Origin of the sequence: Edaphobacter sp., from assembly GCF_035763405.1 — a bacterium.
Taxonomy (GTDB): Bacteria; Acidobacteriota; Terriglobia; order Terriglobales; family Acidobacteriaceae; genus Edaphobacter.
The window spans coordinates 38,535-59,037 of the sequence record NZ_DASUBE010000071.1; the positions used below are offsets into that span (position 1 = coordinate 38,535).

Below are 20,503 nucleotides of genomic sequence, written 5' to 3' on the forward strand. Positions count from 1 at the left end.
GCCCTTTTGCATTTCCATTCCGCAGTTTTTTATATTTCCATTCCGCAGCGCAGCGGAGGAATCTCCCTCTCATCCAGCCAACAACCTCCGGCTGCCCATTCATCGCCGCTTCATGCGATGGGTGGGAAAGACACACTCCACCAGCCAACTCCCTATTGTCTTCCTTCCGCGAAGCGGGAGGACCTGCTTTTAGCTTCGTAATCCCGACTCGCTGACCCATGTCCTCTCTCTACCCAACCAACCCGGCGCAACGCGACCACTGGATCGTCACACAGCGACCGGCACGCAACACACTCGACCCGCAACGCCCCTACGCCTACCTTGTCGAAGACGAGTACTCCGCCGAAAACAAAATCGTCCCCGTAGCCACCGTCTTCCTCACCAACCGCGAGTGCCCCTTCCGCTGCGTCATGTGCGATCTCTGGAAGAACACACTCCCCACAACGGTCCCCATCGGAGCCATACCCGCACAGATCAAACGTGCGCTCAGCCAGCTCCCGCCCGCCCGCCACATCAAGCTCTACAACGCAGGCAGCTTCTTCGACCCGCACGCCATCCCGCCGGAAGACCACTCACCCATCGCCAATCTTGTGGCAAAGTTCGATCGACTCATCGTCGAGTGCCACCCATCACTCATCAACCAAGCCTGCCTGTCATTCAAAAACAAAATCGACGGCCAACTCGAAATAGCAATGGGCCTCGAAACCGCCCACCCACAGGTCCTCGCGCAACTTAACAAGCGCATGACGCTCGACCAGTTCAAACGCGCAGCAGACTTCCTCCAACAAAACAAAATTGCACTCCGCGTCTTCATCCTCGTCCAGCCGCCCTTCATGCGCGAAGAGGAATCTGTCGAGTGGGCCGCCCGCTCGCTCGACTTCGCCTTCGATTCCGGCGCCACCGCCGCCACGCTCATCCCCACGCGCGGAGGCAACGGCGCGATAGAGCACCTACAAGCCACCAACGAATTCACTCCGCCAAAACTCGCCACACTCGAAGCCGCCGCAGTCTACGGCCTCACCATCAACCGAGGCCGCGTCTTCACCGACCTCTGGGACATTCAACCAACCTGCGCGAACTGCGGCCCTCCACGCATCGAACGCCTCCGGAGGATGAACCTCGAACAGAAGCTACTCCCTCCGATTCACTGCAACGTCTGCGAGGCGCGCTCGTGAACCGGCACTACGACCTCGCCATCGTCGGCTCCGGCTTCAGCGGCTCGCTGCTCGCCATGATCGCTCGTCGCCTCGGCCACTCCGTCATTCTCATCGAACGCGGTGCGCACCCTCGCGTTGTCATCGGCGAGTCCTCTACGCCCCTCGCCAACCTCCTGCTCGAAGAACTCGCCACCCGCTATGACCTCCCTGCCATCCGCCCGCTCTGCAAGTGGGGAACCTGGCAGGCCGCGCATTCCGAAGTAGCCTGCGGCCTCAAGCGCGGATTCACCTTCTACCATCACAACCTCGACCACCCAACTCCGTTTCCCCCAGATCGCAAGCATCAACTCCTCGTCGCCGCCAGTCCTCATGACCACATCGCCGACACACACTGGTACCGCGCCGACTTCGACCACTTCCTCGTCCGCGAAGCCCAAAACCTCGGGGTCGAGTACTTCGACGAAACGCGCATCACCGCCATCACCGATTCAGCAGACGCAATCCATCTCCAAGCCACGCGCCACGGCAAGCCGCTACAGATCAACGCCAATTTTCTCATCGATGCCTCCGGCCCGCGCGGCTTTCTCCATCGCGCACTCAACCTCAGCGAAAAGCTGCTCCCCGACTTTCCGCAGACGCAGGCCCTTTACAGCCATTTCTCCGGCGTAGACAAACTCGAATCGCAACTCCCTCAGCAAGATACGCCGCCGTACCCAGTAGACAGCGCAGCGGTTCATCACGTCTTCGATGGCGGCTGGATCTGGGTCCTCCAATTCAACAACGGCATCACCAGCGCAGGCATTGCCGCAACCGACATCTCCGCTGCGCAATACAACCTCAGCGAAGGCGCCGCCGCGTGGCATTGCATCCTGGAACACATCCCGGCGCTCCAACGGCAATTCACAAATGCAAAACCCACCCAACCCTTCAGCCACATCCCGCGCATCTCATTCCTCAGCGACGCCATCTCAGGCAAACGCTGGGCACTGCTTCCCTCCGCCGCAGGTTTCGTGGACCCACTCCTCTCCACCGGCTTCCCGCTCACCCTGCTCGGCATCGGCCGCATCGCCGAAATCATCGAGCAAAGCTGGAAATCTCCAGAACTCGAATCTCAGCTTGCAGCCTACGCCGCCAAAACCGAAGCCGATCTCCTCGCTGCCGCGCGCATCATCGCCGCGCTCTACACGAATCTCGACAACTTCCCTACCTTCATCTCATTGTCGCTGCTCTACTTCGCCGCCGTCAGCTTCACCGAGACCGCCCGACGTCTAGGCAAATCCGGGCTTGCCCCGTCGTTCTTACTCCATGACAACTCCACGTTCGGCCCAGCCTGCGCCAGGCTCTGCCAACGCGCTCTGCATCTGCACACCAAAGATCAGGCACACGAACTTTCTGAAGACATCCTCCGCATGATCGAACCCTTCAACGTAGCGGGCCTAGGCAACCACAGCCGACGAAACTGGTATCCCGTAGACCCACGAGACCTCATCGAAGCCGCCCCCAAACTTCAAGCCACTCCGGAAGACATGCGTAAACTCCTCGAACGTTGCGGTTTTTAGGCCTACAGACTCACGCCGTCCTTCTGGCCCCGAGCAACGCCAACGGGTAAGAACCACCGCATTTTCTAATGGCAGCACAAGTCTTCACAGAAGTCTTCTCAGACAAGCGCCTACTTTGCAAGAGGAGTAAAGACTATCGGCTTAGCCGAAACGATGCCCTTCCCCTCCTCAACAGTCAGGAACTGATCCGGCTTGATGCCTTGGATGGACTCTCTCCGCCCGCTGGGCCATATAATTTCGAGCTTCAACACAGTGCCGCCCTCCGGCTTGCCCAACCCAAACGTCAGGGGCAGTTCACTCTGCGAAAGATAGCTCGACCCACTCTTCACCATAGCGAACTGCCGCAGCCCACGATTCGTCGTCAGCGTCACCTTCGCGCCAATGCCGTCGCGATTCGACCGCGAACCCACCAGCTTCACACGCAGCATATCGTTCTTGTTGCCGTTGTCGTTCCTGAACAGATGAACCGGGCCATTACTCGTCGTCACAACCAAATCCAGATCGCCATCGTTATCAATGTCTGCATACGCCGCGCCCCGCGCAACCAGTGGACGCCCAAGCGCCTTGCCCACGTGCGAAATCACATCTTCAAATCTGCCGCGCCCATTGTTGTGAAACAGAAGCGGCGGTTCTGCATACTTCAGCGAAGGCTGCGTCACACTGATGTCGTCGGCCACGTGACCGTTCGCAGCAAAAAGATCCAGCGAACCATCCAGATCGTAATCGAAGAAAAACGTCCCGAACGTCAGCGACTTCAGCGAGGGCGTGGCCACTCCCGAAGCCACCGACACATCCTGAAAGAGCCCGTCACCTGCGTTGCGATACAGTGCCAACCCTTCATTCGTAAAGTTGCCAATCACCAACCCCTGCCGTCCCGAATGATCGAAGTCTCCAGCATCCACACCCATGCCCGCGCGCGTCGCGCCCGACTCGCCATACGCGATTCCCGCAGCGACGCCCATATCGGTAAACGTGCCATTGTGGTTGTTGCGATAGAGTTTGTCCGGTTCTGTGTCGTTGGCGACCAGCAGGTCCATCCAGCCGTCATGATCGAAGTCCAACGTAGCAATCCCCAGCGACTTGCTCGTCGGGTCGTACAAACCGGCCTTCTTCGTTACGTCCTGAAACACACCATGCCCAAGATTGTGGAATAGCGTCACACTCTGCCCTTTGTAAGCCTGCGGCGTGCAGTACGACTTATTCTTGTTGTCCAGCGAACAAAACTGGTCCTTCGCCTCTGCCCAATCAACATAGTGCGAGACAAAAAGATCGAGCTTGCCATCGTTGTCATAGTCAAACCAAATCGCGCTCGTCGAAAAACCGGGATCGGCAACTCGAGCCTTCGCCGTCACATCCGAAAATCTGCCATTGCCCAGGTTTCGAAACAAATGGTTCTTGCCAACTGCGGTAACGTACAGATCGTCATATCCATCGTTGTCGAAGTCGCCCACCGCACAACCCATGCCATACATCTCGACATCGAGCCCTGCCTTGCGCGTCACATCGGTAAAGGTGCCGTCTCCGTTATTGTGATAAAGCGCAGGATACGACGTGCGCGTCTTATGATCGGGCCAGTCCATCGAGTTGACGAGGAAGATGTCCTGTAGTCCATCACGGTCGTAGTCGATAAAACACACGCCGCTGCCCATCGTCTCTGGAAGATATTTCTTCCCGAACGCGCCACTGTTGTGGGTAAAGTGAATGCCCGCCTTCGCCGTAATGTCGGTGAACTGGATCGGGCCGGATGGACGCTGCTCCACTGGCTCAGCAGCCGTGCTTGCCGGCGACTGAGCGACCTTCGCAGATGCCGCAGGTAGCGCCGTTTCGCCGACCGGCGCAGCCGTCTTCTGCCTGCATCCGCCGCACGCAATCAGGATCAACAAACAAAAACCCACTTCTGCTCTGCGTCTTGCCATCACCTGCGTCGTCCACCTTCGTTGAATGTTCCGATCCTGACGAGACCCTTCATGCCGTTGCCGCAGCCACCTGTACCCGCCTCGACTGCCACCACATCTCAACCAGCAACGCGATAGGGCCAACGAAAAACAGCGCATAGAACGGCGCATAAATCACGCGATCCAATCGCATCACCATCTCAACCAGCGCCACTGCAAACGCGACCGCGCATTGCCCCCTCCTGCTCTTCACGGTCGTCTTCGGGTCCGTAATCATGAAGAAGATAAAAAGCTGGTACTCGGGACCGGTAATCGGAGAGATCTCCGACAGCACCGGACTCCCCGTAATCCAGCTCCGCAGCACCGCAAACAGTAGGAAGAAAACCACATACGTTCCCGTGATATGAAAGCGCCTGAGCCGCCAGATAATCACCGCGCCCAGCGCCCAGATCACCAGCAGCGGCAGCAGAAAATTCCCCCACTGAATGCTGAGGCTCGCCACTATATCGCCCGCGAGAAACAGCAGCGCCGAGATGCCAAGGTTGGATGGGTTCCACAGGTGGCGTCCTTTGTAGCGCAGCACATACTTCGACGTAATCGAGATCATCGCGCCCAGCGCAAACGGCCAGTACGCCGGCGACCGCACCAGAATCCCCACACTGATACCGGTAATATAGGCACTCGCCAGATGCGGCCATTTGCCCATAAAAAAACGGCTCAACACCAGTTCCGTAGCGATGCTCGCCGCAATCGCCAGCAGCGTCTTCTGGTAGCTCTCCAGCATCCCGAACGACAAATGCCCGGCAAGCAGAATGAGCGTGATGAACACCGGAGGCGTATACCTGCTGTCGAGCAACGCAAGCAGCCTGTTCCCGCCACGCGGATTCTCCAGCGCAATGTTTGGCGCAGCAATCTGCTCGTTCACAGCGGCTCCTTCACCGTGTACAACTCGTCCGGCTTCAATTCATCAACGGTCTGGACCTTCCCTGAAGGCCAGCGAATCACGGCCTTCTCGATCTTCGGATTTTTCCCCAAACCGAAGTGCAGCCGCCGATCGTTCTGCGCGGCAAATCCGCAGCCGCCCGAGACCTCCTGTATCTGCTCCTTGCCATCCCAGTAGAGCGTCAACTCGGCCCCAATCGCGCTACGGTTGCTCTTCGTCCCCTCCAGTTGAAACTCAATCCACTGATCGGCTGGGTCCACTGTGTTCTTATAAATCAGCAGCGGCCCGCGCTCGGTCGCTACCACTACATCCAACGCGCCTGTGTTCCACAGATCAGCCAGCGCCACCGCGCGCCCGTCGTAGGTGTCCGTCACGCCAACCGCCTGCGCGACATCCACAAACCGCCCCGCTCCATCGTTCAGCCACACACGCTTGGTCTGATACCCCGAAAGACTCCGCCCATCCATCGCCGGCCAATTCTTCGCGTCGCCGATGATCGTGCTGTTCCCGCCCGAGACCTTCGAAAAGTCATACCAGTAACTGCGATTCCGGTCGAGCGAAACATACCCGTTCGTCAGATACAGATCGAGATTGCCATCATTATTCAAGTCTCCGAACTGCGCGCCAAAGCTCCAACCACCCAACTCCACACCCATATCGCGTGCAAGGTTCTGATACTTGATCGTGCCCGCAGGCGTGCCATCCTCCGGCACCCACAGGTTGTTTCCCTGAATGAGCACTCCTTCCTCCGAGATATTCGACACATACACCGAATACTTCCCCTGATTCATAATGTCGCCAAACGCAACATTCATTCCACTCTTCGGCGAAAACCCAATCCCCGTCTCCTCGCCCACCTCGTGAAACCTCTTGCCATCGTTCAGATAAAGCTCCGAGACCCCATAATCATTGGCAATAAATAAGTCCTGATGCCCGGTGCCGCGCAGGTCGGCAGCACCGGCGGCCAGCGCCCAACGCCTGCTGTCAATCCCGACCTTCGCGCTCACCTCTTCAAACTTGCCATTGCCCAGGTTGTGAAACAGATATTTACGCCCGCCATTCTTCGCGTACTCGAAGCTGTCAGGCATAATCTTCGTCGTGGTCAGGTGCCACAGGTCAACGTCCTCCGGATAGTACCCACCGATAAAAAGGTCCAGCAGCCCATCGCCGTCGTAGTCAAACCATATCGCCGTATTCGCATTGATCCACTTTGGCAGTCCTGCCTGCTCCGTCACGCGCGTGAACCCATGTCCGTGATCATTATGAAACAACTCCGGCTTGCCCCACTTGATCAGTAGCAGATCTTCGTACCCATCGTTGTCATAGTCGCCCCATACCGCACCCATCGAAACGCCAGTGCCCAGCTTATTCACGTCCGCCACGCCCATCTCGCTCGCCACGTCCTTGAACGTGCCATCGTGCATGTTGCGATAAAGCGCATTTTTACTGCCGATCTTGCTGTTGGTCACATAAATGTCTGGCCAGCCATCGCGGTCGAAATCAACTATCGACACCGAAGCACCCATCGACGCGACCTCTGGCATAATCTCCTTCAACTTCGGATCGAGCGTCGGCCCCTCGTGCACAAAGTCCACGCCTGCAGCCTTCGAAACCTCCTGCAAATAAAATCCATGCCGCGCCAGCGACTCCTTCGTATCCAGCCGAGTCTTCGCCGATTGCCTGTCCGCCGCGATCCTGCGAAAGACCGACGGGACCATTAGCAACCCTACAAAAAACAATGCAAGCACCGCTCGTGCAAAAGGCCCATGCTTCATCGTGCCGCCCCATTTCGCAGCGCCTCTTCAAAAGGCGCAGGCGTCACATACCGTGTTTGGTAAGTCTCCCAATCCGCCGGATGATGCCGATATGTCCACTCATCCTCAAGCCTTCCCGGCGGCGTACTATAGACCGTCCTGCTGTGGTGCGGCAGCGGCAGCACTGTCTTCGAGTCCATCGAGTTGTAGTCCCCATCCTTCACCCAGCCGTCGCCCGCAATCACGTAGTCGCGCACCCAGCCAGCAGGCGGTGCCGACGGCACGGCAAACCGAAACGACATCTCATCGCCCGCATTCATAATCACATAACGGTCATCCACCTTCGCCAGCAGCTCGCGCACATCGCCATAGCGCGTGTAGTAGCCTTCAAGATCCCGCCACGGATGCCGCGCACCCGAAAGCTCGTTGTAATCCGGGATCTCCGGCGAAGATGCATTTGCCTGACGAACGACCGAGTAGCCGCGATAGTGCAGATTCGCCACCTCAGGAGCAAGCAGCGTAATCTTCAACGGAGTCTCCGGCAAACCCTGCGCCCACTCAATCGAGTCCCAGTAAATCTCAAGATTAGTCCGCAACCGTACCTTATGCGGAACACTGCGACGAAACAGCCCAGTCAAATCGAACAAACAAATCTTCTTCCTTCCCGCAGGAAATCCGAGATTAGCCCGAGCCACCATCCATCCGCCATGCCCATCCGGCACTTCCAGGCTCAGCGGATGTGGCTGCTCATGACTTCCCTGGCCCATCGCCACATTCACCGACGAATCCGACGGATGCAGCCACCCGCGCGCAATCAGATACAGCGGCCCCTTCGGGACATCGTCGCCAAGATTGACCTCGACATAGTGGTCGCGCGTCACGCCCTGATACTGCCCGCGCCCAAACGTATCGAGATAGCGATTGTCCTGATCGCGCACAACATCCGTCACATCGTGCCCCTCGTTGTCCACCGCGCTGACAATCTTATGCAGCGGCCCCACCGCCGTAATCGCTGGCTTCACCGCAGGCACCTGAAATCGCTCGTCCGTAAAGACATTCGTGCTCGCCGGATGGTCCACCACCATCATGCCGAAGTAATCGTAGTAGTACGTCTCCCACAACTCGCCCGTGATGCGCAGATCGTAGTACCCATCACGTGGGGCCAGGTCTTCGCGTGGAATCTTGTACCACTCCGTCGTCGCTGCAATGCTCGCCGTCCCCAGATTGTTGATCCGCAACCCAATCGCCGAACCCCACGGCACAGCATCCTTCACAAACTCCACGCTGTGCCCGTTGTACGCAAACAGAAACGGACACGATCCTTTCAGCCTCTGCTCCGTGACAACCTCCTGATCAGCCTTCATTGAAAACTCAGCTCGCGCCGTGCCATTCGGCCACAGAATGCGCGCGACATCCACGCCCGTCTGCTCGCCCAACCCGAAGTGCATCTCGGGGCCGGTAATGGGCTGCATCTGCACCAGCAAACCGGAGCGAATCTCAATCTCGCCGCCCACGCCAAACGAGTTGATGCGCTGGTCGCCCGTCGCTTGCGCCGCACGCGGACGCACAATCTGCCAGTGATAATTCTTCGCGCCGTGATTGGCATACCGCACCAGCTCCCCATCCGCAATGCCGAGCAGGTCAAGCCTCCCGCTACTGCTGAGGTCCGCATCGTCGTAGATCGCAGCCGATGCGGCAACCTTCTCAACAGGCTCAAAGCTGCTGTCCGCCTTGCCCAGCCAAAGCAGCGCCCCAGGCTGTCCAGACGCCGGAGTCACCCGCCCCAGCACCAGATCATTGGCGCCATTGTTGTCCATGTCCGCCGCATGAAGCCGCACCTCACCCGCAAGAAAGTTCGCCGCATCCGGCACACGCGCAAGCTCCGCAACATCCCAGCCGCTCCCGCCATCCTTCAAGGCAAGCCGCAGAATCGCCCCATCCGCCCGCACCACCAGCAGATCGAGCACACCATTGTGACTCGCATCCGCAGCAGCAATCGCCTTCACCTCACCCACACTCGCAGGCACAGGGATTTCAACAAAGTGCCCCAGCCGCCCATTGCTGAAAACGTGCAAATGCCCCGCAGGGTCGATCATGCTCGCGTCTGGATTCCCCTCGCCATGCAGATCGGCCCACACAAACTCACGCACGCCATTCACTCCGGCAAATGGAGCAATCGGCGTAAACGTCCCGTCGCCGTTGTTTCTCAAAACCGATGGCGCTCCGTTCGCCGAACCAAGCACCACATCCAGGTCGCCGTCGGCCTCAATATCCACAGCCCACGCGCCGGTGTAGCTCCCGTCGAGCACCGCCTTCGGCAGCTTCGTCGTAGCAGTTACATCAGTAAAGGCCCCAGGACTGTCTTGCCGGAAGAAGCGCACGCCGCCCGCGCCCGCAAACACCAGGTCCGTCTTGAAGTCATAGTTGAAGTCGATGGGAACAATCCCCTCGGGCCCGGGCGCAACCTTCTCCGCACCGCCGGGAAACGGCAGCGTCGCACCAGTAGCAAGCCGGACCACAGAGCCGTTCGCCTCGACCACAGTAGGCGCACCCTTATCACTCAGCGAGACAGCCCCAATCCAATTCCACGCTGTCTTATCCGGATTAGGCAGCGGCTGCGGCTCGAACATCATCGCCGTATCCGCCGGCGCAGGCGTAAACGATGGCGTCGTCAGCCTCAGAAAGCGCGCGAACGGCCGCGCCTCGTCTCCCGGAGCAGGCTTGATCTCCGCAAGGTCCTGCCGAAAGCGCGGAAGCTGCATCATCTCGTTGCGCAGAAACGTCGTCTTCAGCGCCGCCGTCCTCGGGTCGTTTCCGGCAGCGGCAACCTCAACCGCTTCAAGTTGCTCGATCACCGGCGCGGGCCATCCGTCAGCGTGCGCGCGAATCCGGTCCACGGTCTGGCGCAGCGTAGCGCCGTCCCCCTGCTTTGCTGAAACCCGCGCAAGCTCCAGCAGAACGGCAAGATTGTCCGGCCGCTGAGCAGCAATCTGCTGCACCAGTTTCGCAAACTGAGCATCGCTGTCCGCATCGCCCTGACGCTGAATCTCATCCGCCAGCTTATACGTAGCAATCAGGTTCTTCGGATTGAGCGCAATCGCCCGTCGAAGATCAGCAATCGCTCCGGCTGAGTTGCCCTTACCGTCTTCCACCAACCCCAGCAAATAATAGATGGTGTCATTGTCCTTCGCCAGAGAACGCGCCCGCTCCAGCCGCTCGCCCGCCGGATCGAAGTTGCGCTGCCTGAGCGCCAGAATCCCCCAGTTTGCCCACGCCGCCGGCTCGCCGGAGGCCAGCCGCGTCGCCTTCTCCAACTCCGGATCAGCCAGCGCATCGTTGCCAACCTCGAGCGCCCCCAGCCCGGTGTAAAACGCCGAAACAAAATCACGGTACGTCTTCGACGACGCGGACGGCAGGCCCCTGTGGCACCCAGCCAGCAGCGTTGCCATCCCGAGCACAGCCGCCATGCCTCCACGGCAAAGCCTGCGCACCCCGGACACGGACGAAGCTGCGACCGGCCCCTCAGCCACAACGGAGCCTCCTGCCTGCGAAACCATCTCCAGCCTTTCCATTGCGTGAACCATCTAAGGATAGTGCCACGGAGCACACATAGGCCTCCACCTTTTGATTGAGGCACAGACCTTCCTTCAAGCCCTTCAAAAGCAAAGGCGCAGCCGGAAAGGCCGCGCCTGCAAAATAGTCTGAACCAAATTTAGAAGTGGTACGCAATACCAATCGACGGCGAAGAGATCACCTCATACCGGTTGGTCTTGAAGGTATCGCCCGGCAGACCGAAGTCCGGTGTCTTCACCAGAAAACCTCGGTACTCGGCCCGTATATCAAAGCTGGGGCTGATCTCGTATGCCAACCCGGCGCCGAAGAGCCCGCCGATGTTCGTATTCTGTTTCACATCGAACTGATTGGTCCCCTCGTCCTTGAGCGGATGGAAGATCATCGCGCCCACGCCGATCTCGGCAAAGGGGTTGAAGTTCCCATAATTCCGGCTGTAAACATACGCGCCGCTCATCTCATGCTGTAGGGTATGAATCCCGCCATACGATTTGCCGTAAACAATATAACGTTGCGTATTCTGCGCATAGCCGTAGTTCAACTCCAGCGCGCTCCGGGGTGTCAGCATATAGCGATAGCTAGCCAGAAAACCCAGCGTCGTCGTCGTCGATTTCTGCACACTATTCCCGGTGATTACGGGCGCAAAGGCTCCAACGCCGCTGATGCTCACATCCTGCCGGCTCTCCTGCGCATATCCGGCCACGGCTGACAGCACAAGTGCGCACAACAACACAATCATCTTCTTCATTCTTCGCTGAATCCCTTCGAGTTCGTCCGCAAACGCCCTTCACGCAGCCCTGGGCAGCGCATTCGAGAAGCATAACGGAACGCCGTAGTCACTTGTCCTTCATTGTAACCGCAAGCCGCCCCTTCACGTCGTCCGCTGACGCAAGAAAGCCGGGGAGATGTCTCCCCGGCCCGGTCTGCCCATCCCTTACTGCTGGGGCGCAGGAGGAGGTGGTGGCGGTGGTGGAGCATTCTCTCCGCCCATCCTGCCTCTGCGTTCGCGCATCTTTGCCAGCATCGCGTCATACTTTGTCTTCTGCTCATCGTTCAGCACCGCACGGATCTTGTCCTGCGAAGCCTTGCGGATGTCCATCATCTTCGATCGCTTGTCTGACCGTGCAATCGTCGAGTCATCGCGCACGGCCATTGCCTGCTTCTGCATATCTTCGTTGATCGCCTTGATCTGCGACACCTGATCCGTGCTCAGGTTCAACTCCTTGGTCATCCGCTCCAGTTGACGCTCAGGATTCATGCGCCCGCCACGTCCATTCGGCGGCGGCGGCGCCATGTTGTCCTGCTGCTGCGGCGGCGGTGGAGGTGCTGTGTTGTCCTGCGCCACCACGGGCATGGCGCAAAACATCGTAGCTGCAAGCGCCATCGTGGCCGCCCGCATCATCGGTTTACTCGAAATCATTCTGTTCATCGGAATCCCTGCTCCTTGTGGAACCCGCGCCGGTCAAGTTCACCCGGCAACCCGGTCTCGAACGTACAGACGAGGTTTCTCGCCAAAGGTTCCGCTGTAGCGGGAAAAATTACACCCCGCGCTCCGCCTGAAAGCAATACGGATCCCCATGCGACGCCGCATACGCCTCCACCACCTTCAGAAACGCCAGCGCCGCGTGCGACAGATTCGCCTGCTTCCTATACACCAGCCGCAGCTTGCGCTCAATCTGCAACTCCGGCACCTCCACCCGCACCAACACGCCCGACTCCAGCTCCGGCCTAACCGTCAACCCCGGCACCAGAGCCACGCCGTTGCCCATCTCCACAAATCGCTTAATCGCCTCCAGCGACGGCAGTTCTACACCCATCTGCAACGGCGTCTTGTGCCGCTTAAACGTCTGAATCACCTTCTGCCTCTGCGGCGAAGGCACATTGTGCGCAATAAAATTCTGCGCCCCCAACTGCCTGATCGACACCTTCTCCTCACGCGCCAGCGGATGTTGGGGGTTCACCACAAACGCTAGCTCATCCCGATACACCACCATCGACTTCACCTGAGTGTCATCCGGCCGGAACGAGAGCACCCCAAACTCAACCGAGTGCATCAGTACCTCGTCCGAGATCCGGCTCGCCAGCGTCCGCTGCACCGCCAGTTTGATCCTCGGGTTCTGCCGCCTGAACTCGTCCAACAGCGGCAACAGATACAGGCACGTGTACTCATTCGCAGCCAGATTCAGTCGCCCCCGGTGCAGCGCCCGCAGCTCGCTCAGCGCCTCCTCGGCATCCCCACGTAGATTCAGCAACTTAGCCGCATACTCCCGCAGCACCTCGCCCGCGTCCGTCAGCGTCCCATCGCGCGAAGACCGCTCAAACAGCACCTCACCCAGCTCACTCTCCAGCTTGGCAATCGCCTGGCTCACCGCAGGCTGCGTCCTGTGGAGCCGCGCCGCCGCGCGCGAAAAGCTGCGCTCCTCGGCCACCGCCAGAAACGTCTCCATTTGAACAAGATCCAAGCCTCACCTCGCCGCTATTCAGAAAATCAATCGTTCCGTATACCGCGATTAGAAATACTGATAAGCGTAGAAGTCATCATAAGCCTGCGTTATGATAACGTCCAGGATCGAGAGTACATACCCTATATGCCCGCTCCCAACCAGATTCTCTTCTTCGACACCACCCTCCGCGACGGCGAGCAGTCCCCCGGCTGCACCATGCACCACGACGAAAAGCTCCGCATGGCCCACCAACTCCGCGACCTCGGCATGGACATCATCGAGGCCGGCTTCGCCATCGCCTCCGACGGTGACTTTAGCTCGGTCCAGACCATCGCCCGCGAGGTCAAAGGCCCCACCATCGCCTCGCTCTCCCGCGCCAAGCGCGAAGACATCGAAGCCGCCGGACGCGCGCTTGCGCCCGCCCCCAGCCGCCGCATCCACCTCTTCCTCGCCACCTCCGACCTGCACCTCGAATACAAGCTCCGCATCTCGCGCGAAGAAGCACTCGACCAGGCAGCCGAGGCCGTCCGCCTCGCCCTCACCTTCACCCCCGATGTCGAGTTCTCGACCGAAGACGGCACCCGCACCGACCCCGACTTCCTCATCAAAATCATCACCGTTGCCGTCCAGGCCGGAGCCACCACCATCAACATCCCCGACACTGTCGGCTACACTACGCCGCCCGAGTATGAGGCCATCTTCCGCAACGTGCGCGCCCGCGTCCCCGGCATCGAAAATGTCGTTCTCTCCGCCCACTGTCACGACGACCTCGGCATGGCTACAGCGAACACGCTCGCCGGCATCCGCGGCGGAGCGCGCCAGGTCGAAGGGGCCATCAACGGCATTGGCGAGCGTGCGGGCAACGCCGCTCTCGAAGAGATCGCTGCCGCCCTCATGGTCCGGCACGACCTGTTCCCCTTCACCAACAACATCAGGATGGAACTGCTTTACCCCACCAGCCAGTTGCTCTCCGAGTTCATCAGCTTCGGCCCTGCGCCAAACAAAGCCATCGTCGGAGCCAACGCCTTCGCGCACGAAGCGGGTATCCACCAGCACGGCGTTCTCTCCAACCCGCTCACCTACGAGATCATGACGCCCAGGTCCGTCGGTGTAGACCACACCAACCTCGTGCTGGGCAAACACTCCGGCCGCCGCGCCCTTGACGACCGCTTCAAAAAACTAGGCCACACGCTCACCCACGAACAACTCGACGAGGTCTACCACCGCTTCACCGAACTCGCCGACCACAAGAAAAAGATCTACGACCAGGACCTGCTCGGCCTGCTCACGCATGACAAGTCCACTGTCACCACGCATTCGTAGCGGTGATGAGGCATTCATTGAGGCCACGACGCCGTCATATCGGTAAGAGGTTTTGTTAAGGGCACAGCTTCAGCCGTGCCGACAACGATTCACCCAACAGGGGGCTTTAGCCCTGAGGTACGGAACACAATGAAGCTCAAGATCGCAGTTCTCGCCGGCGACGGCATCGGCCCCGAGGTCACCCGTGAAGCCACCAGCATTCTGCGTGCTGTAGCCGAGCTCGGCGGCCACGACTTCACCTTCACCGAGGGCCTCATCGGCGGCATCGCCATCACCGAGACCGGCTCGCCGCTCCCCACTGCGACGCTCGACACCGCACTCGACTCCGACGCCGTCCTGATGGGAGCCGTAGGCGACAACAAGTTCAACGCCCTGCCGCCCGACAAGCGCCCCGAAGCCGGTCTCCTTCAGATCCGCCAGGCTCTCGGAGGCTTCGCCAACCTGCGCCCCTCCATCGCCTACGCCGCGCTCAGCGAAAGTTCCCCGCTCCGCCCCGAAGTCACCAAAGACGTAGACATCCTCTTCGTCCGCGAGCTGCTCGGCGGCCTCTACTTCGGCGCGCCGCGCTGGTGGAACCGCGAGACCAACGAGTCGATCAACACGATGCGCTATACCAAAGCCGAAGTCACCCGCGTCGCCCGCATCGCATTCGAGCTTGCCGCCAAGCGCCGCAAGAAAGTCACCTCCGTGGACAAGGCCAACGTCCTCGAAGTCTCGCAGCTCTGGCGCGCCACCGTCACCGAAGTCGCCCAGGATTATCCCGAGGTCACGCTCGAACACCAGCTCGTCGATTCCATGGCGATGCACATCATGAACACGCCGCGCAACTTCGACGTCGTCCTCACCGAAAACCTCTTCGGCGACATCCTCTCCGACGAGGCCGGCGTCATCACCGGCTCGCTCGGCATGTTGCCCTCGGCCACCATCGGCGGAACCGTCAATCTCTACGAGCCTGTCCACGGTTCAGCGCCCGACATCGCAGGCACCGGCAAGGCCAACCCGCTCGGCGCAATCCTGACCGCCGCCATGATTCTGCGCCACTCCGCCAATCTGGAACAGGACGCCAAGGCCGTCGAACAAGCCGTCCACAAGGTCCTCAACGCCGGCTATCGCACCGCCGACATCGCTCGCGGCCGTCCGTCGATTACGACACAGGAGATGGGCAAGCTCGTCCACCAGGCGCTTGCCGAATCCATCGACCTACGCCAGGCCATGCACGCCGTATGACGTGGTTTCGCATCAAAGTCGTGCTTATCAACCTCGGCATCGCCGCCGCGCTTGTCTATCGCTATTGGACCGGAACGCCGCTGCACCTCATCTTAATCATCGGCGCCATCATCTTTATCGTCGCTAACGGGCTGATGATCATCGCGCAGGAACAGTCAGCGCAAAACGCAAAACGCCGCAGTCGATGAAAACCGTTCTCCAACTCGCCGCCATTGTCCTCATCGCAGCCGCAGGGACGACCGCGCGCGCCGATCTCTTCCACCGCAAACCAGCGCCGCCCAAAAGCAACGTCCAGTGGCTCTGGCAGTACAGCACGCCCGCGCCCAACGGCCGCGAAAATGCCCTCGTCCTCGACCAGCATTTCCGCCCATTCCTCGCCCAGTACTTCACCGCGCCGCAAACCTTCTGGGGCAGCGCGAAGACCGGCTACAAGCCGCTCGCCGCCACCGTGCTCGACTTCGTCTCCGTTCCCGACAAAGTCCTCGCCGACGACAACCGCTACCTCACCATCACCGGCTGCGTCTTCCGCTTCTGTCCCGATCGCGGCATGATCTGGGTCGATCTCGGCCAGCGCGAACCGCAGGTCATCTTCGCCGCCATCAACTGGATCCAGCAGGACAAGCCCCCCAGCGAGCCCGGCGCCGAATATACGCTCTGGGTCTTCTCCAATCAGCCGCTCGACCCAGACCACATCCCCGCTGCACTCGTCCACAGCATCGCCCGTTGGACAGCCGAGCCACCCTCCGGCAGCACCATCCTGCAAAAAATTCGCAACGCCATCCTCGTCGCGCCCGACGGCACGCCGCACCCAATCCCGCCCGCGACACTCGGCGCAAACACCATCACGCTGCCGCAAACTCAGCCGCACCCGAACACGAAACCCCTGACCGAACAGAACACGGAGCAGAACTAGACCAATGAGCATCGCACCCAAAACACTCTTCGAAAAAGTCTGGCAGCAGCATGTCGTAGCCGAGCCCGCGGGCGAGCCGACCATCCTCTACATCGACCTGCACCTCATCCACGAAGTCACCAGCCCACAGGCATTCGACGGCCTCCGCATGGCCGGACGCAAGCTCCGCCGCCCCGACCGCACCCTCGCCACGGTGGACCACAACGTTCCCACCACCAGCGCAGCCGACCGCCTCGTCATCGCCGACCAGACCTCCGCCGCGCAGGTTAACGCACTGCGCAAAAACTGCGCCGAGTTCGGCGTCGAGTTCTTCGATGTGCAAGACCGCGACCAGGGCATCGTCCACATGATCGGCCCCGAGCTGGGCGCGACCAAACCCGGCATGACCATCGTCTGCGGAGACTCACACACCTCCACGCACGGCGCATTCGGCGCGCTCGCCTTCGGTATCGGCACCAGCGAAGTCGAGCACGTCATGGCCACGCAGACGCTGCCGCAATCGAAGCCCAAAACCTTCCGCATCACCGTCGATGGCGACCTGCCCTTCGGCGTCACTGCAAAGGACATCATCCTCGACATCATCGGCAAGATCGGTACCGACGGCGCCACTGGCCACGTCATCGAGTACGCCGGCTCAGCCATCCGCGCCCTCTCGATGGAAGGCCGCATGACCATCTGCAACATGTCCATCGAAGCCGGCGCGCGCGCAGGCATGATCGCCCCCGACGAAACCACCTTCGCCTACCTCAAAGGCCGCCGCTTCTCCCCGGGCACGATCGCCGAAAATTGTCATCCTGAGCGAAGCGCGCAGCGCGGAGTCGTGGGACCTGTGGGTTCTTCTCATATAGACGAAGCTCTCTGGCAGCAAGCAGTCGCCCATTGGAAGACCCTCCCCACGGACGAAGGCGCAACCTTCGACCGCGAACTCCACATCGACGCCGCCACACTCGCGCCCGCCGTCACCTGGGGCACCTCGCCGGGCATGACCACCACCATCACCAGCAATGTCCCCACACTCGCCGAAGCCAAAACCGAAGCCGACCGCAAATCCTTCGAGCGTGCCTACGAGTACATGGGCCTCACCCCCGGCACGCCCATCGAAGAGATCAAAATCGACACCGTCTTCCTCGGCTCCTGCACCAACGGCCGCATCGAAGACCTCCGCGCCGCCGCCGCCGTCGTCAAAGGCCACCACATCGCCACGCACATTCGCGCGATGGTCGTTCCCGGCTCGCAGGCGGTCAAACGCCAAGCCGAATCCGAAGGGCTCGACGCCATCTTCAAGACCGCAGGCTTCGAGTGGCGCGAACCCGGCTGCTCGATGTGCCTCGGCATGAACCCCGACATCCTGCAACCCGGCGAACGCTGCGCCAGCACGAGCAACCGCAACTTCGAAGGCCGCCAGGGTCGTGGAGGCCGCACCCATCTCGTCAGCCCCGAGATGGCCGCCGCCGCCGCCATCACCGGCCACTTCACCGACATCCGCAAATGGAAGGCGAGATCATGATCAGCATCTGTCCTAAGCAAGGTGATCCCTTAAGTAAGGTGATCCGCATCTGTCCTAAGCAAGGATTGTCAGAGTAAAGATCCTCTCCGCTTCTAGGTACCCCAAGGCTTCAGCCTTGGGTCTCTCAAAAGGCGTTACAGGTCAGGGGCTTTAGCCCCTGGGGTAAGCACTCCACCAACTTACAAAGATTACGAGGAGCCACAATGGAACCCATCAACATCCTCACCTCAAAAGCCGTCCCACTGCCCTTGCCCAACATCGACACGGACCAGATCATCCCCAAACAGTTCCTCAAGCGCATCGAGCGCACCGGCTACGGCGAGTTCCTCTTCTTCGACTGGCGCTACGACCTCGACACGCCCGACCACGTTGAAGAGCGCAAGGACTTCGTCCTCAACAAGCCCGAGTACAAGGGTGCGCAGATCCTCATCGCCGAGCGCAACTTCGGCTGCGGCAGCTCGCGCGAGCACGCCGCCTGGGCGCTTCAGCAGTACGGATTCCTCGCCGTCATCGCCCCCACCTTCGCCGACATCTTCTTCTCGAACGCGGGAAAGAACGGCATCATCGCCGTCCGCCTCACCGAAGAAGAAGTGCAGGAGCTTCTGTCCCGCTGCACAAAAAATCCAGAGCACAAACTCACCATCAACCTCGAAGCCCAGACCGTAACCGACGCCGACGGTTTCCACGCCCACTTCGACATCGACCCGTTCCGCAAATACTGCCTGCTGAACGGCCTCGACGACATCGGCCTCACCCTGCGCCACGAATCCGAACTGGACGCCTACGAATCCAAACACAACAAAGACTTCTGGTCCACACCAAAAGCCGCCACTGCATAAAGTGCCAAAGGCGCGACAACATACCAGCCTGGGACGAAGCCCCAGGTGAGAACGCAACAAAGATACGAAGGGCTGAAGGCCCGACACATTCAGAAAGGCAACCGATGTCGAACGTTTCTGCCGGCAAGAAGAATTCCGCAGTCCTGACCGAAGGCCCCAACCGCGCCGCCGCCCGCGCCATGCTGCGCGGCGTAGGCTTCAGCAAAGAAGACCTGCACAAGCCCATCATCGGCATCGCCAACACCTGGACCGAGATCGGCCCCTGCAACTTCCATCTCCGCGACGTCGCCGAAGCCGTCAAGCAAGGCATCCGCGAGGCAGGCGGCACGCCCATGGAGTTCAACACCGTCACCATCTCCGACGGCATCACCATGGGCACCGAAGGCATGAAAGCCTCGCTCATCTCACGCGAAGTCATCGCCGACTCCATTGAACTTGTCACGCGCGGCAACTCCTTCGACGGCCTCGTCTGCATCGCAGGCTGCGACAAAAATATGCCCGGAGCCATCATGGCCCTCGCACGCCTCGACATCCCCGGCCTCATGCTCTACGGCGGCTCCATCATGCCCGGCCACCTGCACGTCGGCGCGGACGGCAAGCCGCTCCCCGGCAACATCCCCGAGTCCGGCACAGCAAAAGACGGCAGCAAAGAGATCGACATCACCATCCAGCAGGTCTTCGAGGCCATCGGCTCGCACGCCGCCGGCAAGATCACCGACGCGCAGCTCGAAGCCGTCGAGGCCGCGGCCTGCCCCGGCCCCGGAGCCTGCGGCGGCCAGTTCACCGCCAACACCATGGCCATGTCCGGCGAGTTCCTCGGCATCTCTCCCATCCAGATCACCGGCGTCCCCGCCATGTCCAAGGACAAGCACGCAGCCTCACGCGAAGCTGGCAAGCTCGTCATGGACCTCGTCCGCAGCGGCCTCAAGCCATCTCAGATCATCACGCGCCAGTCACTCGAAGACGCCATCGCCGCAGTCTGCGCCTCGGGCGGCTCGACCAACGCCGTGCTGCACCTGATCGCCATCGCGCACGAACTCCAAATCCCCATCACCATGGACGACTTCGACCGCATCAGCGAGAAGACGCCCTTCATCTGCGATCTCCAACCCGGCGGCAAGTACGTCGCCAAGGACTACCAGGACGCAGGCGGCTCGCGCCTCCTCGCCAGGCGCCTCCTCGACAAGGGCCTGCTCCACGGCAAAACCCCGACGGTCACGGGCAAGACGATCCGCGAAGAGGCAGCCACAGCGCAGGAGACGCCCGGCCAGGTCATCATCCGCGAGTGGTCTTCGCCGCTCAAGCCCACCGGCGGCCTCGTCATCCTCAAGGGCAACCTCGCGCCAGATGGCTGCGTCATCAAGGTCGCAGG

The 20,503-nt window shown here is 60.4% G+C and carries 16 protein-coding genes; 9 read left to right on the forward strand and 7 right to left on the reverse strand.

Features of this window, described 5'->3' with window-relative positions; genetic code table 11:
- Positions 1-218: 218 nt before the first annotated feature.
- Complete coding sequence (locus VFU66_RS07195) at positions 219-1,175, forward strand: archaeosine biosynthesis radical SAM protein RaSEA (protein WP_326445564.1); 957 nt, start codon at positions 219-221, stop codon at positions 1,173-1,175.
- Positions 1,172-2,716 carry an NAD(P)/FAD-dependent oxidoreductase gene (locus VFU66_RS07200; RefSeq protein WP_326445565.1) on the forward strand — a complete coding sequence of 515 codons (1,545 nt, stop codon included), beginning with the start codon at positions 1,172-1,174 and terminating at the stop codon, positions 2,714-2,716. Before VFU66_RS07195 ends, VFU66_RS07200 begins: the two co-directional genes overlap by 4 nt.
- A 110-nt stretch (positions 2,717-2,826) precedes the next feature.
- On the opposite strand, the gene VFU66_RS07205 is transcribed toward VFU66_RS07200, so the two are convergent.
- The 7 genes from VFU66_RS07205 to VFU66_RS07235 form a co-directional block, all read right to left on the reverse strand.
- Positions 2,827-4,599: a CRTAC1 family protein gene (locus VFU66_RS07205; protein WP_326445566.1), complete on the reverse strand. Its 1,773-nt coding sequence runs from the start codon at positions 4,597-4,599 to the stop codon at positions 2,827-2,829.
- An 82-nt stretch (positions 4,600-4,681) separates the two neighbouring features.
- Positions 4,682-5,536, reverse strand: coding sequence for a hypothetical protein (locus VFU66_RS07210; protein ID WP_326445567.1), 855 nt, complete (start codon positions 5,534-5,536; stop codon positions 4,682-4,684).
- Positions 5,533-7,329 carry a CRTAC1 family protein gene (locus VFU66_RS07215; protein ID WP_326445568.1) on the reverse strand — a complete coding sequence of 599 codons (1,797 nt, stop codon included), beginning with the start codon at positions 7,327-7,329 and terminating at the stop codon, positions 5,533-5,535. The genes VFU66_RS07210 and VFU66_RS07215 overlap by 4 nt, the downstream gene beginning before the upstream one ends.
- A complete protein-coding gene (locus tag VFU66_RS07220) occupies positions 7,326-10,865 on the reverse strand; it encodes a CRTAC1 family protein (protein WP_326445569.1) in 3,540 nt (1,179 codons plus the stop codon). The genes VFU66_RS07215 and VFU66_RS07220 overlap by 4 nt, the downstream gene beginning before the upstream one ends.
- Before the next feature lie 155 nt (positions 10,866-11,020).
- A complete protein-coding gene (locus VFU66_RS07225; protein WP_326445570.1) occupies positions 11,021-11,626 on the reverse strand; it encodes an outer membrane beta-barrel protein in 606 nt (201 codons plus the stop codon).
- Positions 11,627-11,812: 186 nt separating this feature from the next.
- On the reverse strand, positions 11,813-12,307 hold the full coding sequence (locus VFU66_RS07230) for a Spy/CpxP family protein refolding chaperone (RefSeq protein ID WP_326445571.1): 495 nt from the start codon (positions 12,305-12,307) through the stop codon (positions 11,813-11,815).
- A gap of 109 nt (positions 12,308-12,416) precedes the next feature.
- Positions 12,417-13,340: a LysR family transcriptional regulator gene (locus tag VFU66_RS07235; RefSeq protein WP_326445572.1), complete on the reverse strand. Its 924-nt coding sequence runs from the start codon at positions 13,338-13,340 to the stop codon at positions 12,417-12,419.
- A gap of 126 nt (positions 13,341-13,466) precedes the next feature.
- Between VFU66_RS07235 and VFU66_RS07240 the strand changes: the two genes are divergently transcribed.
- From VFU66_RS07240 to ilvD, 7 genes are all read left to right on the forward strand, one after another.
- On the forward strand, positions 13,467-14,645 hold the full coding sequence (locus tag VFU66_RS07240; protein ID WP_326445573.1) for a 2-isopropylmalate synthase: 1,179 nt from the start codon (positions 13,467-13,469) through the stop codon (positions 14,643-14,645).
- A 129-nt stretch (positions 14,646-14,774) separates the two neighbouring features.
- On the forward strand, positions 14,775-15,872 hold the full coding sequence (leuB, locus tag VFU66_RS07245; protein ID WP_326445574.1) for a 3-isopropylmalate dehydrogenase: 1,098 nt from the start codon (positions 14,775-14,777) through the stop codon (positions 15,870-15,872).
- The gene (locus VFU66_RS07250) at positions 15,869-16,060 is read left to right on the forward strand and encodes a hypothetical protein (protein WP_326445575.1); all 192 of its coding nucleotides are present in this window, start codon (positions 15,869-15,871) and stop codon (positions 16,058-16,060) included. Before leuB ends, VFU66_RS07250 begins: the two co-directional genes overlap by 4 nt.
- Positions 16,057-16,785, forward strand: a complete 729-nt coding sequence (locus VFU66_RS07255; protein WP_326445576.1) for a hypothetical protein — start codon at positions 16,057-16,059, stop codon at positions 16,783-16,785. Before VFU66_RS07250 ends, VFU66_RS07255 begins: the two co-directional genes overlap by 4 nt.
- 4 nt (positions 16,786-16,789) lie before the next feature.
- A complete protein-coding gene (locus VFU66_RS07260; RefSeq protein WP_326445577.1) occupies positions 16,790-18,292 on the forward strand; it encodes a 3-isopropylmalate dehydratase large subunit in 1,503 nt (500 codons plus the stop codon).
- Between the two features lie 203 nt (positions 18,293-18,495).
- Positions 18,496-19,131: a 3-isopropylmalate dehydratase small subunit gene (gene leuD / locus VFU66_RS07265; protein ID WP_326445578.1), complete on the forward strand. Its 636-nt coding sequence runs from the start codon at positions 18,496-18,498 to the stop codon at positions 19,129-19,131.
- 104 nt (positions 19,132-19,235) lie between these two features.
- The coding region (ilvD, locus tag VFU66_RS07270) for a dihydroxy-acid dehydratase domain-containing protein (RefSeq protein ID WP_326445579.1) at positions 19,236-20,503 on the forward strand (1,268 nt) is incomplete at its 3' end.

Coding starts and splice junctions, on each gene's coding strand:
- VFU66_RS07260 (WP_326445577.1), top strand. CDS start 16,790: ATGAGCATCGCACCCAAAACACTCTTCGAAAAAGTCTGGCAGCAGCAT.
- VFU66_RS07255 (WP_326445576.1), top strand. CDS start 16,057: ATGAAAACCGTTCTCCAACTCGCCGCCATTGTCCTCATCGCAGCCGCA.
- VFU66_RS07250 (WP_326445575.1), top strand. CDS start 15,869: ATGACGTGGTTTCGCATCAAAGTCGTGCTTATCAACCTCGGCATCGCC.
- VFU66_RS07230 (WP_326445571.1), bottom strand. CDS start 12,307: ATGAACAGAATGATTTCGAGTAAACCGATGATGCGGGCGGCCACGATG.
- VFU66_RS07225 (WP_326445570.1), bottom strand. CDS start 11,626: ATGAAGAAGATGATTGTGTTGTTGTGCGCACTTGTGCTGTCAGCCGTG.
- leuB (WP_326445574.1), top strand. CDS start 14,775: ATGAAGCTCAAGATCGCAGTTCTCGCCGGCGACGGCATCGGCCCCGAG.
- VFU66_RS07220 (WP_326445569.1), bottom strand. CDS start 10,865: ATGGTTTCGCAGGCAGGAGGCTCCGTTGTGGCTGAGGGGCCGGTCGCA.
- VFU66_RS07215 (WP_326445568.1), bottom strand. CDS start 7,329: ATGAAGCATGGGCCTTTTGCACGAGCGGTGCTTGCATTGTTTTTTGTA.
- VFU66_RS07195 (WP_326445564.1), top strand. CDS start 219: ATGTCCTCTCTCTACCCAACCAACCCGGCGCAACGCGACCACTGGATC.
- VFU66_RS07240 (WP_326445573.1), top strand. CDS start 13,467: ATGCCCGCTCCCAACCAGATTCTCTTCTTCGACACCACCCTCCGCGAC.
- leuD (WP_326445578.1), top strand. CDS start 18,496: ATGGAACCCATCAACATCCTCACCTCAAAAGCCGTCCCACTGCCCTTG.